Here is a 16,691-nt window from a genome sequence, read left to right as displayed (position 1 = left end):
TTCTAAACTTATACTTTTTCTATAAATCTCTTAACTAAGCTTGAAAAATCAGATTTTACTCTAGTTGTAGTTTCTATTACTTCTTTATGATTTAGAGGCTGGTCTAGTATCCCTGCAGCCATATTTGTTATACAAGATATTCCAAATACTTCCATTCCACTGTGATTGGCTACGATAACTTCTGGGACAGTAGACATACCTACTGCATCCGCTCCTAGTATAGATGCCATTTTTACTTCTGCAGGAGTTTCATAATTTGGTCCTGAGAAAAACATATATACACCTTCTCTTAGATCTAATGATAATTCATCTGCACACTGTCTTATAAGCTCCACACCAGCTTTAGAGTAAGCTTGTGACATATCTGGAAATCTCGGTCCAAACTTTTCATCATTTGTTCCCATTAATGGATTTGATCCGCTCATATTTATATGATCCTTTATAATCATCAAATCGCCAGCTTTATAGTTTTTATTTGCTCCACCAGCTGCATTTGTTACCAATAATTTTTCTATACCCATTTCTTTAAATACTCTTATTGGGTAAGTTATCTCAGACTGTGAGTATCCCTCATAAAAATGAAATCTTCCTTGCATAACCAAGACACACTTGCCACAAAGCTGCCCTATTACAAGTTGACTTTTATGACCTGCCACTTCGGATACTTTAAAGTGAGGTATTTCCTTATATGGTATTATAGTTGGATTAACTATTTCCTCAGCTAAATCACCTAATCCTGAACCCAGTATTAGGGCAATTTCTGGCTTATCATCTATTTTATTTTTTATATATTCAACGCTTTCTTTGACTTTATTATACATATCAAAACACCTTTCTATCAAATTAATGTTAATCTATCTTTCAACTTAAAATAACACCCCTTGAAATAGATTTTATCTAAAGTTACTCTAACATTATTTTATTTATTTTTATTTATTTTTTCTGAAATTTCACTGGCAACTGTTGAAGCTGCAACAAAAAATTCCTTATCTTCATCAAATCCTCTTCCCATACTCTTTACCTTTAGGTCAAAAGCATCAAGATCTTCTTTTGTTGATTCATACTCTGTAAATGTAACTTTATGCTTTTCCGCAATACTATTACAAAGAATCTGATCTTTTATTATATTTAACTTTGACTGCTCATAGCCTGAGTTTATAACAAGATTGCTTGACTTACTTGTTATTTCACTTAAAATGGTTACTGAATGATGGGAAATTCCTATATGCCTTGGTCTTAAATCTGCAAAACTTATTCTTGGTATAACATATGATTCCCCATTTAATTTTTCAACAGCATCTATTATCATACCTTGATCTATACCGCTAAATCCATACTTCGTTCCAGTACCAGCAATTCCAGGACCCATAGCTACAATTACACAGTCTGCCTTACAAATTGCTTTTGCTGTAATTAAAGCAGTATATATATTTACGCACTCATAATCTCCTCCAAAGGCATTTCCATAGCTTATAGTTGAATCTATCAAACCCTTTTTCTTAAGATTTTCTACGTTCTTACTAAAAGCCATAGGTAATGCTGCTCCATCAGTCATTATATATACTAATTTTTTATCTGGACAGTTTTTCTTAAAAGTAGCTGCAAATGGAGGCAATATACTATGAAGTGCTCCTACAGCTACAGGAAGTTTTTCCAAGCATACAAAATCATTAAATATATCATGATATTTACTTTCTTGCTCTTCAACAGAATCAACCTTTACCTGCATAGGAGTATATCTAAGCTTCATAATATGACCACCGTCTGAAAGCTGGGACTCAGGGTTGTCAATATTAAGTATTACAAAATGAAATCCACCTGTTCCTAGACTAAGTTCAACAGCAGTTGTATTAAGTACTATCTTATCACCTATATTGGCTTTTCCTGTCAATTGAATATAATTATAAGCTCTTTCAATATTACCGTCAATTTCAACTAACAAATCCTGTATTGATTCATTTTCACTTTTAATCTTATTTACTATTCCTAATTTTTTACTAATCATATTAATTCCTTCCAAGTTTATCTATATAGTTTAATATATGGTTATTTTCTATAAGCTTTGTTATAGAAAATTTTTCCCCTATAATATGTATTGCCACTAAAATAGCTAAGTAAAATATTTGTACCTTTAGATCAAAAGATGTAACTATAAATACACCAATAGAGATACCCAATACATTTGAACCAGCATCTCCCATCATAGCCATTGCTTTTAAATCATAGTAAAAATATGCCACAACAGCTGGAAGTATTAACATCATTACTTCTTTTTCAAATACTGAACTAAATATAAATATTATAATGGAAATCAATATATAAACTTTAATTGCTCTACCTGGTCTTAAATCTAAGAGATTCATAAAATTAGTTGAAAGTGCAATTACTAAAGTACCAACCAATATATAAGAAATTGACTTAGATATTGAAACAGTTATTAAAAGACCTACCAAACCTCCCAAAAGAGCCTTAAATCCTCCTGTAGTCAATTTTCCTTTTAACAAGGATTTAAAGTGTCCCTTCAGACCAGTTACATCTCTATTTCCTATACTATCATCTATTATACCTGCAAAACACATTGACATTATAGCAAATAATAATATATATATTCTAAAAAGTCTTATTGTATCAACATTACAATATAATAGTATTGTTGAATTTATTATAAGTGCTGGTATAAAACATATTCCCATACTAACTGGAATTTTTTCTCCCCTATAATTTGACCTTAACATCCCACTTGATTTTAGCATTCCAGATAATAATGGTATTGATAACAGTGTTACCGATGCTCCTACAAAAAATAACATTAGGGTCATTAAGTAAGTGTACAAAGTTATCTCCCCCATTCTTGTTTTTTCTGTTTTACTATTTTTTTAATATGTAAATACTGTTTTCCTCTATGAATAAATCCACTTAAATCTCTTCCAGTCTCATTATGTGTCATATCAACCAGATATTCTTTAACACTATAATTCCATTTTAAAATATCAATAGTCATACCTACTTCTACACCGTATCCATCTGGTATTGAGTCAAATTTCTCAATTACTTCTCTTTTAAAAGCTCTTTGACCAGATATTGTTGAATCAAGTTTTACACCAGTTAGTTCATACACAGAATCTCTAGCTAGTCTTTTCACAAATCCCATTCCACCCTTTTTCTTGGCTGGTCTAAACTTTGCTATTGCAACGTCACACTCACCATTAATAACTGGCTGGATAATTTTAATAACTTCTGAAGATGTTTTTCCTATATCAGCATCTAAGAAGACTACTATTTCGCTGTCTTTATCTAGCATTTCAAGTCCTTTTTCTAATGCTTTACCCTTACCTTGATTAGGGTTTTGTTTCCAGTATTTAACTTTACTATTTTTATACGCTGCCAAAAGCTCTGCGGTATTATCTTTTGAACCATCATCGACTACTAATATTTCATTTATTATATCGATGTCGACTATGTGATCCAAAGTATCTTTTATTCTCCCAGCTTCATTATATGCTGGTATTATTATACTAGTAAACATCTTTTTCCTCCATTATTTAGCTACTGGTATTGTAACGATATTATCATCATTCTTTCCAAAATCTCCTATTATTTTGTCATTTGCCAAGCATGTTATAAGAGATATATGTCCTATTGACTGATCAACGTTATTTATAGTAGCTATTTTTAACTTAGATAATTCTTGAAGACTATCTTTACTTGAAGATGAATTCTGAACAGCCAATACTGCTTTCTCAGCTTTCATATTTTCAATTATAGGTTTTTCAAGTATCGTTAACTTATTTTTCATCTTTGTAACTGGGTTATTAAATACAACTATATTGTTTACTGTATCAAACTGATTTGTATACTTTTCTACTTTTATATAACCTAGTTCAGAAAGAATGTTTAACTTTCCATTTATATCAGACTCTTTGATAGCACTTGATACAAGATCTATTAACTCTGAATTCTTAGATATATTTGTTTGTAACTTTTCATTTATCTTTTGAGCACTCCCTTTTTCAAATAGTGACTCATTAATTACAATATTAAAAGCCACATTTCCTCCTGCATTACTTATTACTGTATCCAAATTATCTAGGGAGTCCTTCTCACTAAAAGATATAATTCCTATTTGTCTACCCGTTAATTTTCCTGCAGTTAGTAGAAGTTCATTTGATTCTATGTACTTTCTATACCTGTCTGTATTCTCCTTTAAAGAAATATTTTCTTTACTTAGTTTTTCATCCTTTGTCTTCAATTCATTAAATTGCTCATCAATGTCTTTTACAATTGCTTCATTTTGCTTTTGAATAGTCTCATTATTACCAAGACTTGATCCAACCAGTATTCCTATTCCTAAAGCTAAAAATATTGATCCAATTGAGACAATGAAATATTTAAAATTAATATGCATTTTATCAACCTTCCTATTTTAATTATTTATATAAAGATGTTTTAAAATAAACATCTTACATTCCTAATAATAACCTCATCTTTATCTCTACTAGCTGCATAAAAGTTTGAACCTTTGGAGATAATGAGATTAATATGAGCACTGGAAAAAGTGCCGTTACAATAAGAGCTAGGATATACTTTAGCTTTAATCTGCTCTTGTAAAGCATACTTACACCTCTTGCGTCTATAAGTCTTGCACCTATTTTCAGCCTTACTAAAAATGTAGATGCCATTCCTTTTCTTCCTTTTTCCAAAAAATCGATCATATTCGAATGGGTTCCAAGTGCAACTATTAGCTTTGCATTATATTCATATGCTGCTAACATTGCAATATCCTCGCTAGTACCTGGAGATGCAAATATCACAGCCTTTAAACCTAATTCTTCAACTCTCTTTAAACCAGGAGCCTTACCATTTGTATAAGCATGTACAACTATTTCTTTAGCTGATTTTAATGCTTCATCAGAAACACTATCCATATCTCCAACGATAACATCAGGCTTATAACCAAATTCCAAGAGTGCATCCGCTCCTCCATCAACACCTACAAGTACAGGTTTAACTTCCTCTATATAAGATATTATTGCCTGTAAGTCAGCCTTATAATTATGGCCTCTTACCACGACTAAGACATGCTTGCCATCATAGTTTGTTTTCATTTTAGGTATTTCTACATCACCTAAAATCATTCCTTTTTCTTTCCTTGCATATTCTATAGTATTATCTATAAATCTATCCAACTCTGCACCTATATTTTCATAGGCGTGCTTAGTCTTTTGAGCAACGACATCAGATGTCATAAGCTCTCCTTCTCCAATAAGTTCATTGTCTCGATAAATCTTTCCATCTTCAACAATAATTGTATCTCCTTCTTCAAGAGAGTCAAATATTTCTTCTCCAACATTATCAATTATAAGTATATTTTCATTGACCAATATATTAGGTCCTGCATTTGGATATCTACCACTTATAGATTCTGCTGCATTTATTACTAACTTTATTTTAGCTTCTACCAAAGATTTTGCAGCCACTTCATCTATATCAATGTGGTTAATAAGGGCTATTTCACCAGCCATTATCCTCTTTGCGAGCTTTTTTGTTTTTCTATCTTTTCTCAATTTCGCTTCTACTCGCATCTTAACCTCCTAGATTCACCATAATAAAATGGGAATTATTTTTTTATTTCATCAGCTATATCTAGCATTTCATCAGCATGTTCTATCGTTTTTTCTGTAATTGTCATACCAGATATTAACCTTGCAATCTCATTTTTCTTTGAATCTCTATCTAACTTTTCGATAGTTGTATATGTTCTATCATTTTCTACATTTTTCTCTATATAGAAATGTTCGTCTGCAAATGAAGCAATCTGTGGTAGATGTGTTATACATATAAGTTGTTTATCTTTAGATATTCTAGACAACTTTTCACCTACAGTCTGTGCAGCCCTTCCACTAATACCTGAATCTATCTCATCAAAAATCAATGAATCTATTTTATCAACATCTGACAATATTGATTTAAAAGCTAGCATAAACCTAGACATTTCTCCACCGGACGCTACCTTGTATAGTGGATTCATTTCTTCACCTAGATTAAATGATACTAAAAACTCAACATCATCATACCCGTTTTCATTATACTCTATCTTTTTAAAATCAACCTTAAATTTTGTGTTTTTCATATTCAAGCTAGATAACTCTTCTAAAAGTTCCTCCTCTAGCTTACTTGCCATCTTTTTTCTACCCTCTGAAAGTTCTTCCGCCTTTACAGCTAGCTCTTTCTCTTTTTTCAATAAACTCAATTGTAATTCAGTATTTTTTTCTTCTCTATTGTCAATATCATCAAGTCTTTCCTTAATTTTATCACAATAGCTTAAAATTTCTTCTATTGTATCTCCATATTTTCTTCTTAGATTATTGATTACATCTAATTTTTCCTGTATCTCATTTAACAAATATGGCTCAAAATCTATATTATCAAGATAAGATCTAATATTGGCTGAGATATCCTCTAGTTCATAAAGTACATTATTTGTAGATATTCCTATTTCTTCCAATTCCTTATCATATTTTGATATGGAAGATAATGAGTTTGAAACCTTACCTACCTGTTCCTCTGAATTAAATTGTCCTGCATGCAGTAGGGAATATGCTTCATTAAGTGAATTAAATATTTTCTCGCTATTTACAAATATTTCTTTTTTCACTTTCAAATCATTGTATTCCTCAAGACTTAGATTTGCTGCTTCGATTTCATTTATTTGAAACTTTAACAGATCTCTCTCTCGCTGAACTTCCATCTCAGACTTATTATCATTTAGCTTTAATATCTGCTTTTTTATATCATTATATTCCTTGTATCCTTTTTTATAATTATTTAGCCTGCTTTTTATCTCATTTTTACCATATAAATCAAGAAACTCCAAGTGATTTTCTTTGCTATAGAGAGCTTGATTTTGATGCTGTCCATGCATATCTACAACTAAAGACATCAGCTTCTTTAGATCTGATACTTTGATATTTTTACCATTTATTTTAGTAGTACTTCTGCCATCGGAAAAAAGTTTCCTTGAAACTACTAGCAAATTATCTTCATCTATTTCTATATCTAAGTCTTTTATTTTATTTAAAAATTTATCATTTTCAACAAATAGAACAGTCTCAACTTCCCCTGATTGAGATCCTCTTCTAAGAAAAGTTCTATCGTATTTTCCGCCTAAACAGAGATTTAGAGCTTCCAAAATTATAGACTTTCCAGAGCCAGTTTCTCCCGAGAGTATATTTAGACCTTTTCCAAAGTTTACTCTTAACTCCTCTACCAAGGCACAGTTTTTCATATATAATTCGTAAATCATAACTTCCCCCAAACTATTTGTCTAAAGAGTGTGACTCCTCTACTAACTCAAGAATTTTTTTGTAATAATCATCATATGAGCCTTCATATCCACTCAATGAATCATTATCAGCTATGTATTTTTCAAATTCGTCTGCTGAAGCATCTTCTTCTAGCTTGTTTTCTATTTTTTCTAGATATATTAGGTACTCTATATTGCCTTCAGGTCCCTTTATAGGAGAAAAATCCAAGTCCAATATTCTAAAGCCATCTTTTAATGCAATTTTAGATATATGATCTATAACTTCAATATGTGTTGACTTTTCTCTAACTACACCCTTTTTACCTACTTTTTCTCTTCCAGCCTCAAACTGAGGTTTGATAAGAGCTACTATTCTGCCTGAGTCAGCCAATATACTCCAAGCTTTTGGAAGTACTAATCTTAATGATATAAAAGATACATCTATAGATGCAAAATTAGGTTTTTCATCTAAAAGACTCTCATCTAAATATCTTATATTCTGTCTTTCAAGGCAAACTACTCTTTCATCTTGTCTTAGCTTCCAAGCCAACTGACCATAGCCAACATCAACTGAATATACTTTTCTTGCTCCATTTTGAAGCATACAATCAGTAAAACCACCAGTAGATGCTCCAATATCCATACATACCTTATCTTTAACTGTTAGATCGAAGTTTTTAAGAGCCTTTTCAAGCTTTAATCCACCTCTACTTACATATGGTATCAACTTTCCCTTTACTCTTATATCAGAATCGATCTTGACTGCTGTACCTGCCTTGTCAACTCTTTGATTGTCTACAAATACACTACCAGCCATAATATGTCTTCTCGCCTGCTCTCTGCTTTCAAAGTAGCCCATTTCTACAAGTAAAACATCTATTCTTTTTTTCATTAAAAAACCTCTATTCTCTCTTTTAATTTTTCGGATGACATAGCTATTTCATCCATAAGATCTTCAGTATTTCCATGCGATATAAACCTTTCTGGAATACCTATTATCTCTAAATCTATTTTTAAATCATTTGATGCTATCAAATGTTCTATACTACTACCATATCCACCTGTTACTACATTGTCTTCAATAGTGTAGACCTTATCTATCCCTTGTAATATTTCCAGATATACTTTTTCATCTAATGGCTTAAGGTATCTAGCATTTATTATTTTGAAGGAGATATTATCATTTTCTTTTAGTATCATATCTACCGCTTCCATAGATGGAAGTAGCATATTTCCTATAGAAAGAATTGCTATCTTTTTTGTGCCTTCTTTTATGCCATCATATATAATCTGTGGTCTACCTATATTTTCCATAGTTAAAGGTAATTTTTCAATCTTTGAGCACTTCATAAAGCTATAATCATCTTTATCTAAGTAATACTCACTTCCCCTAGGATATCTAATCGCTAACGGTGAAAGTATCTTCTGTGAAAAGTAGATCATATCCATCATTTCTCTTGTATCGGATGGAGCCATTACTGTTATATTTGGTATTGGATTTAGATAGGATAAATCAAATTCACCGTGATGTGTTTCTCCATCATTACCTACCAAACCTGCCCTATCTACCAAAAAAGTAACCGCCTTATTTGTAATGCATACATCATGTATCAACTGATCATAAGCTCTTTGTAAAAATGTTGAATATACTGCAAAATATGGTTTCATACCAGCCTTTGCTAGTCCTGCAGAAAAGGTAACTCCATGCTGTTCTGCAATTCCCACATCAAAGTATCTATCTGGATGGAACTTTTCATATATATTAAGTCCTGTTCCTGATGGCATAGCTGCTGTAATAGCAACTATCTTTTCATTTGAATCTGCCATATCAGAAAGAGTCATTCCTACCATTGATGAAATAGATCTTTTTTCTGATTTTTTCACACCTTCTCGATAATCAAATTTACCTACTCCATGGTAGGCATCTGGTCTATCTTCTGCAAATCTATACCCCTTGCCCTTAACAGTTTTTACATGTATGAACTTTGGACCCTTAATATGCTTTGCATACTCTAATATATCAATCATTTCTTCAATATTATGTCCATCTATTGGACCAATATATTTCACACCTAGTGCATCCATAAAGCTACACTCCGATGGTGATATACTAGATATTATTGAATCAGTGAGCCTGTTTGCTCTTTTTGAAAAAGCTTCCCCAACAGATGTCATATTCATTATTTTATCTATATTGTCCTTAAAGGACATCGCTTCACTATTTTTAATAATCTTTGACATATAAGAAGAAAAAGCACCTGTATTTTTATCTATAGACATTTCATTGTCATTAAATATTATTATCATATCTTTTTCCATATAGCCTAGATTATTTAATGCCTCTATTGCCATTCCACCAGTTATAGCTCCATCACCTATAATTGCAATAACATCATAATCTTCTTTTTTGATATCTCTAGCACTTGCAATACCTAGTGCAGCAGATATAGATGTCGAGCTATGTCCAGTGTCAAATATATCATGTTCACTTTCACTTTCCTTAGGAAAACCAGACAATCCCTTGTACTGCCTTAGTGTAGGAAATTTTTCCTTTCTCCCAGTTATCATCTTATGGACATATGACTGATGTCCTACATCCCATATAAGCTTGTCAACGGGGCTATCAAACACCTTGTGTAAAGCAAGAGTCACTTCAACTATTCCTAGGTTAGAGGCTAAATGCCCCCCTGTCTCTGAAATATTTCTGACTAAAAACTTTCTTATTTCTTTTGACAGTTCTTTCAATTGCTTCATATTCATTTTTTTTATATCTTGGGGTGAATTTACACCCTCTAATAGTTTATACATTTTTATCACCTAACTAATAAAATATTATTGCAACTACAATTCCCAACAAAGCCCCAAAAAGCACTTGCTTAGGAGTATGCCCTATTAACTCCTTCAATTTTTCTTGTTGAATAGGTCTTTTGCTCTGCCAAGCATCTACAAGTTGGTTCAATATTGTAGCCTGTTTACCTACTGCCTGTCTCACACCTGATGCATCATACATTATAATGCATGAGATAACAGCAGCTACGGCAAAAATATCTGAATTAAATCCATGTCTCAGTCCTATCATTGTAGTCATACAGCTAACAAATGAACTATGAGAGCTAGGCATACCACCAGAAATAAATATTCTGGATATTTCTACTCTCTTTCTTCCTGTAAACATCTTAAAGAACTGTGCAATAAAACATGAAAGTACACTTATCCATAATGTCTTGTTTGCAAAAAAATCTATGAAATAATTCATTATTTCCCCCTATAATAAATCTAATATTCTCTATTAATAATATAGTCAGATAAGCTTGATAAGAACTGACTATCTTTCCTATCAAAAATATCCAACATCTCCTTTGCTTCTTTTATTAAATTTCTAGCAATTTCCCATGACTTTTCTATACCAAAAATAGAAGGGTAAGTAGATTTTTCGTTCTCTAGATCACTACCAATGTGCTTTCCTAAAGTTTTTTCATCTCCAACTATATCCAATATGTCATCTACTATCTGAAAAGCGAGACCTATCCTTTCACCATATATACTCACTGCATTTAGTTTTTCGTTATCTGCACCAGCAAGCAATGCACCTGCTCTCATACTTACAATTATCATTTTTGCAGTTTTATTCATATGTATAAAATCTAGCTTTTCTCTATCAATATTCTTTCCTTCACTTTCTACATCTACTACTTGCCCTGCTATCATTCCATATATACCAGCAGCTTTAGATATTTCATAACTAGCACTTAAGCCTCTTTCTGGATACTTAGATACTACACTTTCACCTAGCATTATTTCAAAGGCATGACTTAAAAGTGCATCACCTGCTAATATTGCCATTGCCTCTCCAAACACTTTGTGATTTGTTGCTTTTCCTCTTCTCAAATCATCATTGTCAAGAGCTGGTAAATCATCATGTATCAAAGAATAAGTATGTATCATCTCCATAGCTACACTGTATGGAATAAATGCTTCATCACTTCCACCACAGATTCTATAAGATTCCATTAATAATATCGGTCTTAATCTTTTTCCACCAGCTCTCAAACTATAGTTCATAGCTTCAAGCACTGTTTTTTGATATCCAACTTCCTCTGGCATATATTTTTCTAATTTTTCATCTATATAGCTACTCTTTTCTTTTAATTCAGAAATAAAGTTCATTATATATTCACCTCAACTTCTTCATTTTGATCATTAAACTTGCTTACTTTCAATTCAGCCTTGTCTAATATTTCATTGCAATATCTATATAACTTAATTCCTTCTTCATATAGCTTTAAGGAGTCATCTAATTTATTATTCCCCGATTCTAACTTTTTAAGTATATCTTCCATTTTATACATTGCTTCTTCATAAGATAAATCTTTCAAGTCTATATCTTTCATAAATCAACCTCACTACTTCTTTCTACTATTTATCACTTCACACTCTATACTTCCATCGCTCACCATTAGGTCTATTTTATCACCAAGCGAAACATCTTCTACTTTTGATACCAAGATATTATCCTTTTGTGCAAGGGAATAACCTCTTTCAAGAACTGAAAATGGATTTAAGTTTGCCATACTATTTGAAAACATATTCAACTTTTCTCTTTCTTCTCTCAACAATAAGCTCATTGTATTTTCTATTCTTTCTTGATATCTATCAAGTTCCATATACCTATCTGTAAATAAAGATCTTTCCTTGTAAAGAATAAATCTATGAATACTTGAATCTAGTTTTTGCCTTTGATAATTGACCGTATTAATAACGGAGCTTTTCATAGCTTTTAATATATTGTTTTGATAGTTCAAGATATCCATTAAATTTGGCGTTGCAATCTCTGCAGCAGCAGATGGAGTCGGAGCCCTCATATCAGATACAAAGTCACAAATCGTAAAGTCTGTTTCATGACCTACAGCTGATATTACAGGTATTTCTGAATTAAATACTGCTCTAGCAACACTCTCTTCATTGAAAGACCATAACTCTTCTAAAGATCCACCGCCTCTTCCTATAATTATGATATCAACATTTTTATTTTTATTAAAAAACTCTAAAGCTTCTACAAGATTATCTTTGGATCTAGGTCCTTGTACTAATACTGGATAAAGCTTTATATTAATTTTGGGATATCTTCTCTTGACTACATTTATTATATCTTTAATAACTGCCCCCGTGGGAGAAGTTATTACACCTATATCTTTAGGAAAGGTCGGTATTTGTTTTTTATATTCATAATCAAACAAACCCTCTTTTTCTAGTTTATTTTTCAACTTAATAAACTCTCTATAAAGCTCACCTTCGCCCTCTATTTCTATCTTTCTAATATATAATTGATATACTCCACCTCTAATATATGAAGATATGTACCCATCTGCAATTATTTTTTTACCGTCCTCTAATTCCAGATTTTTATCAAAACTATTTTTATGAATCATACAGTTTACCTTTGAGTTTTCATCCTTTAAAGATAAATATACGTTTCCAGAAGAGTGAACTTTAAAGTTAGAAATCTCTCCACGTACCTTGATATTACTTAGTATTGGATCATCATTTAAAAGCCTTTTTATATATTCATTTAGCTCTGTAACATCTAGTGCTCTAATCCTCATTTAATCACCACCAAACTGCATAATTTCCTAAGGTATATTATACCATATTTAGACACTTAGTTTCATAATTTTTATAAAAAAGAGTTGCTGCAAAGGCAACAACTCTTTAAGATATATATTTATTTTTCATTTTTTATAAAATAATATTATCTACTTACACTATTTTGAACTAAAAAACAGAAGTTAAATTTCAACAATTAGCTAGCTGTAAAAATTAATATCTTCTAAGTTTTATGCTCTTTCTACCTTTATTCCTGTTTCATGATCATTAAGATTTTGTACTTCTAATCCTTCTTCATCAACCTTATTGATAGATAGTGAAAGTGTTTCATTCTTTATATATTCATCAAATGACTCTACTGATCTTTGAACATCAGCATCACCATTGTAATAAACATTTATATTATCTAAAACTTCAAATCCGCTAGATTTTCTCATCTGCTGAACTTTAGATATAAACTCTCTGGCAAGTCCTTCATTGATCAATTCTTCAGTAAGAACTGTCTCTAGTATCACAAATAGATTGTTTTCCATAGCAACGTTGAAGCCTGGCTTTGATTCTATGTTTATCAATATTTCTTCTTTACCAAACTCAAATTCTTCGCCATCTAAATCAACCTTTATCTTTTCTCCTGACTCAGTTTTTGCTACAACTTCATGAGAATCAAGAGTTGAAAGCAACTTACCAAACTTATTTACATTCTTACCTAGTACTGGTCCTAATACCTTAAAGTTAGGCTTCAATGTGAAGTTCATAAATTCGCTAAGATCTTTCACAAATTTTACTTCCTTAACATTAAGTTCTTCTTTTATAAGTCCAACAAGGTTAGATATTAAGCTTTCATACTTACCATCTATTAGCACCTCTGAGATAGGCTGTCTTACCTTTATTTTAGAGCTTTCTCTAGCTGCTCTACCAAGAGTAACAAGGTTCTTTGTAAGGTCCATCTTCTCTTCTAGACGCTCATCTATTAGTCTTTCATCATATCTTGGATATTCTGCACAGTGAACTGAATATTCTCCAGTTAACTTTCTATACATTTCTTCAGATAAATATGGAGCAAATGGAGCAATCATCTTACAATACTCTGTTAATATTTCATAAGTAGTATTGTAAACTGCCATCTTATCTTCTGTTAATTCAGTACCCCAGAATCTTCTTCTACTTCTTCTTATATACCAATTAGATAAGTCATCATTTAAAAATTCAGTCATTCTTCTTATAGACTTATTTACTTCAAATATTTCAAGATTTTCTTCAATTTCCTTTTTCAAGTTATTGAACTTAGAAAGAATCCATCTATCTAGCTCTGGTCTTTCCTTATAATCTACAAAGAAGTCCTTTGGATTTAGATTATCTGTATTAGCATATAGTGTAAAGAAGTTATAAGTATTCTTTAATGTTCCTATAAACTTAGAGATTATTTCCTTTAAACCGTCTTCATCAAACTTAATTGGTGTCCAAGGTGGTGATACGTATAGCAAATACCATCTCAAGGCATCTGCACCGTACTTATCAAACATTTCAAATGGATTTATTGTATTTCCCTTAGATTTTGACATTTTCTTTCCATTTTTATCAAGTACCAAATCAGTTACCAATACATTTTTATAAGGTGCTTTTCCTGTTACATATGTTGATACTGCTAATAGTGAGTAGAACCATCCTCTAGTCTGGTCTATACCTTCACATATATAGTCTGCTGGGAATAATTGGTCAAAGTTCTCCTTATTTTCAAACGGGTAATGCCACTGTGCAAAAGGCATTGAACCTGAGTCAAACCAACAGTCTATTACTTCAGTTACTCTAGTCATTGGTTTTCCACAATCAGGGCATTTTAGATGTATATTATCTACGTGTGGTCTATGAAGATCTATTGTTTCTGGATTTACTTCTTCTATAGCTCTATCAGCTAATTCCTGTCTAGATCCAACAGTACTCTTTGATCCGCACTCACATTTCCATACAGGTAGTGGAGTTCCCCAATATCTTGTTCTAGATATTGCCCAGTCCTTTAATTCCTCTAGCCAGTTTCCAAACCTTCCCTGACCTACAAATTCTGGGTACCAATTTACGCCATTATTATTTTCTATTAATTTATCCTTTAATTTTGTCATTTCTATATACCAGCCTGGTTTTGCATAGTATACAAGTGGAGTTGAACATCTCCAACAATGTGGATAGTTGTGAAGCATTTTTTCCTTTGAGAATAGTTTGTTTTCTTTGGCTAGCCATTTGATGATTTCTACGTCTAGACCATCTTCCATTACAAACTTGCCTTCCCAAGGAGTAGTAGTAAACTTACCTTCATCATCAACTGGTTGTACAAATGGAAGTGAATACTTTCTTCCCATTGTGTAGTCATCTTCACCAAATGCAGGTGCTGAATGGACAATACCAGTACCATCTGTTACTGTTACATAATCTCCACAAGTGATAAAGAATGCTTTCTTATCAACTTCTACAAAAGGCATCAACTGTTCATACTCTTGATATTCAAGATCTTTACCCTTCATAGTCTCTAAGACTTCATATTCACCTTCACCCAAATGCTTATTTGCTAAATCCTTTGATATATAATATATTTCCTCTCCCTTTTGGGCTTTGATATAGTCAATATCTGGATTTACAGTTAAGGCTACATTTGAAGGTAATGTCCAAGGAGTAGTAGTCCATGCTAAGAAGTACTCATTTACTGTTCCTTTTTTCTTAAACTTAGCCACAAGTGTATTAGTCTTTACTTCCTTGTATCCCTGAGCAACCTCATGAGAAGCTAGTCCAGTTCCACATCTAGGGCAATATGGTAGTATTTTATGTCCTTCATACAGAAGATTATCATTGTTCATTTTATCTAATATCCACCATAAAGTTTCTATGTAGTCATTATCTAATGTTATGTATGGATCATCCAAATCTACTGAATAAGCCATTCTTTCAGTCATTTCTCTCCATTCTTTCTCATATGAAAATACAGAGTCTCTACATTTATCACAAAATTCTTCTATACCATAATCTTCTATGGCCTTTTTATCTGATAATCCTAACTGCTTTTCAACCTGTAATTCAACTGGTAGTCCATGAGTGTCCCAACCTGCTTTTCTTGGCACCTTGTAACCACTCATTGTCTTATATCTACATACCCAGTCTTTTAATGTTCTTGATATAACGTGGTGTATTCCAGGATTACCATTTGCTGTTGGAGGTCCTTCATAAAACACAAAAGTCGGATCATTTTTTCCTTTTTCAAGGACTTTTTCAAGAATATTATCTTCTCTCCAAGTTTTTAAAGTTTCTTCTTCGGCCTGAGCTATACTTCCATCATAAAGCTTATCGAATACTAATTCTTTTTCCATCTCTTTATCTCCTTTTTATAAATTTTATAGTAGCAAGATGATTTTCAGATATTTTGCAAATAAAAAAACCCGTCACCTTGCAATGCAAGGGACGAGCTAAAATCGCGTTACCACCCTAATTCTCAAATACAGATAAACTCTGTAACTGAACTCTCAAAGGTCTATATCGAAACCACCCGGTTGGCTTAATTGTAAAAAACTTTCAGCCTTCTGCTCAGAAGTGATCTTCATGTATACAATACTTTATCGGCTTGCACCAAACCCGACTCGCTAAAAAGTTTATATACACTACTCTCTTCGTCATAGCTTTTATAAATCTATTGTCATTGATTATATGTTAAAAAAAACAAATCGTCAATAGTTTTTATAAACCTTTTTCAATTTTATTGAAAATACTACACTTTTTATAAAGTATTTACTCTTAAATCAGA

At 31.9% G+C, this 16,691-nt stretch carries 14 protein-coding genes and 1 other annotated feature; all 14 genes read right to left on the bottom strand.

Annotated features, from left to right (window positions below; translation table 11 throughout):
* Window positions 1–8 precede the first annotated feature (8 nt).
* The 14 genes from UF10_RS03490 to ileS all read right to left on the bottom strand — a co-directional run bounded on the left by UF10_RS03490 (window position 9) and on the right by ileS (window position 16,260).
* Entirely contained in the window at window positions 9–821 is an 813-nt protein-coding gene (locus tag UF10_RS03490; RefSeq protein ID WP_106776431.1) for a purine-nucleoside phosphorylase, read from the bottom strand.
* A gap of 98 nt (window positions 822–919) precedes the next feature.
* Complete coding sequence (locus UF10_RS03485; protein WP_106776430.1) at window positions 920–2,005, bottom strand: DUF3866 family protein; 1,086 nt, start codon at window positions 2,003–2,005, stop codon at window positions 920–922.
* Between the two features lies 1 nt (window position 2,006).
* Complete coding sequence (locus UF10_RS03480; protein ID WP_106776429.1) at window positions 2,007–2,834, bottom strand: glycosyl transferase; 828 nt, start codon at window positions 2,832–2,834, stop codon at window positions 2,007–2,009.
* A 2-nt stretch (window positions 2,835–2,836) separates the two neighbouring features.
* On the bottom strand, window positions 2,837–3,526 hold the full coding sequence (locus UF10_RS03475) for a glycosyltransferase family 2 protein (protein WP_106776428.1): 690 nt from the start codon (window positions 3,524–3,526) through the stop codon (window positions 2,837–2,839).
* A 12-nt stretch (window positions 3,527–3,538) separates the two neighbouring features.
* Window positions 3,539–4,405: a copper transporter gene (locus tag UF10_RS03470; protein WP_106776427.1), complete on the bottom strand. Its 867-nt coding sequence runs from the start codon at window positions 4,403–4,405 to the stop codon at window positions 3,539–3,541.
* Window positions 4,406–4,460: 55 nt separating this feature from the next.
* A complete protein-coding gene (gene steA, locus UF10_RS03465) occupies window positions 4,461–5,582 on the bottom strand; it encodes a putative cytokinetic ring protein SteA (RefSeq protein WP_106776426.1) in 1,122 nt (373 codons plus the stop codon).
* Between the two features lie 35 nt (window positions 5,583–5,617).
* Entirely contained in the window at window positions 5,618–7,303 is a 1,686-nt protein-coding gene (recN, locus tag UF10_RS03460; protein WP_106776425.1) for a DNA repair protein RecN, read from the bottom strand.
* A 13-nt stretch (window positions 7,304–7,316) separates the two neighbouring features.
* Complete coding sequence (locus UF10_RS03455) at window positions 7,317–8,195, bottom strand: TlyA family RNA methyltransferase (RefSeq protein ID WP_106776424.1); 879 nt, start codon at window positions 8,193–8,195, stop codon at window positions 7,317–7,319.
* On the bottom strand, window positions 8,195–10,111 hold the full coding sequence (gene dxs / locus UF10_RS03450) for a 1-deoxy-D-xylulose-5-phosphate synthase (RefSeq protein WP_106776423.1): 1,917 nt from the start codon (window positions 10,109–10,111) through the stop codon (window positions 8,195–8,197). The genes UF10_RS03455 and dxs overlap by 1 nt, the downstream gene beginning before the upstream one ends.
* A 13-nt stretch (window positions 10,112–10,124) precedes the next feature.
* On the bottom strand, window positions 10,125–10,559 hold the full coding sequence (locus UF10_RS03445) for a divergent PAP2 family protein (protein WP_106776422.1): 435 nt from the start codon (window positions 10,557–10,559) through the stop codon (window positions 10,125–10,127).
* A 20-nt stretch (window positions 10,560–10,579) separates the two neighbouring features.
* Complete coding sequence (locus tag UF10_RS03440; RefSeq protein ID WP_106776421.1) at window positions 10,580–11,470, bottom strand: polyprenyl synthetase family protein; 891 nt, start codon at window positions 11,468–11,470, stop codon at window positions 10,580–10,582.
* Window positions 11,470–11,694 (bottom strand): exodeoxyribonuclease VII small subunit, encoded by a 225-nt coding sequence (gene xseB, locus UF10_RS03435; RefSeq protein WP_106776420.1) that lies wholly within the window; start codon window positions 11,692–11,694, stop codon window positions 11,470–11,472. Before xseB ends, UF10_RS03440 begins: the two co-directional genes overlap by 1 nt.
* A gap of 12 nt (window positions 11,695–11,706) precedes the next feature.
* Window positions 11,707–12,906: an exodeoxyribonuclease VII large subunit gene (xseA, locus tag UF10_RS03430; protein WP_106776419.1), complete on the bottom strand. Its 1,200-nt coding sequence runs from the start codon at window positions 12,904–12,906 to the stop codon at window positions 11,707–11,709.
* 231 nt (window positions 12,907–13,137) lie between these two features.
* On the bottom strand, window positions 13,138–16,260 hold the full coding sequence (gene ileS, locus UF10_RS03425) for an isoleucine--tRNA ligase (RefSeq protein ID WP_106776418.1): 3,123 nt from the start codon (window positions 16,258–16,260) through the stop codon (window positions 13,138–13,140).
* An 84-nt stretch (window positions 16,261–16,344) separates the two neighbouring features.
* Window positions 16,345–16,573: a binding site (T-box leader), on the bottom strand.
* Window positions 16,574–16,691: the final 118 nt, after the last annotated feature.

The sequence above is a fragment of the Peptostreptococcus russellii genome, from assembly GCF_003012055.1.
Lineage (GTDB): Bacteria > Bacillota > Clostridia > Peptostreptococcales > Peptostreptococcaceae > Peptostreptococcus > Peptostreptococcus russellii.
This window is presented reverse-complemented; position numbering and strand designations above follow the sequence as displayed.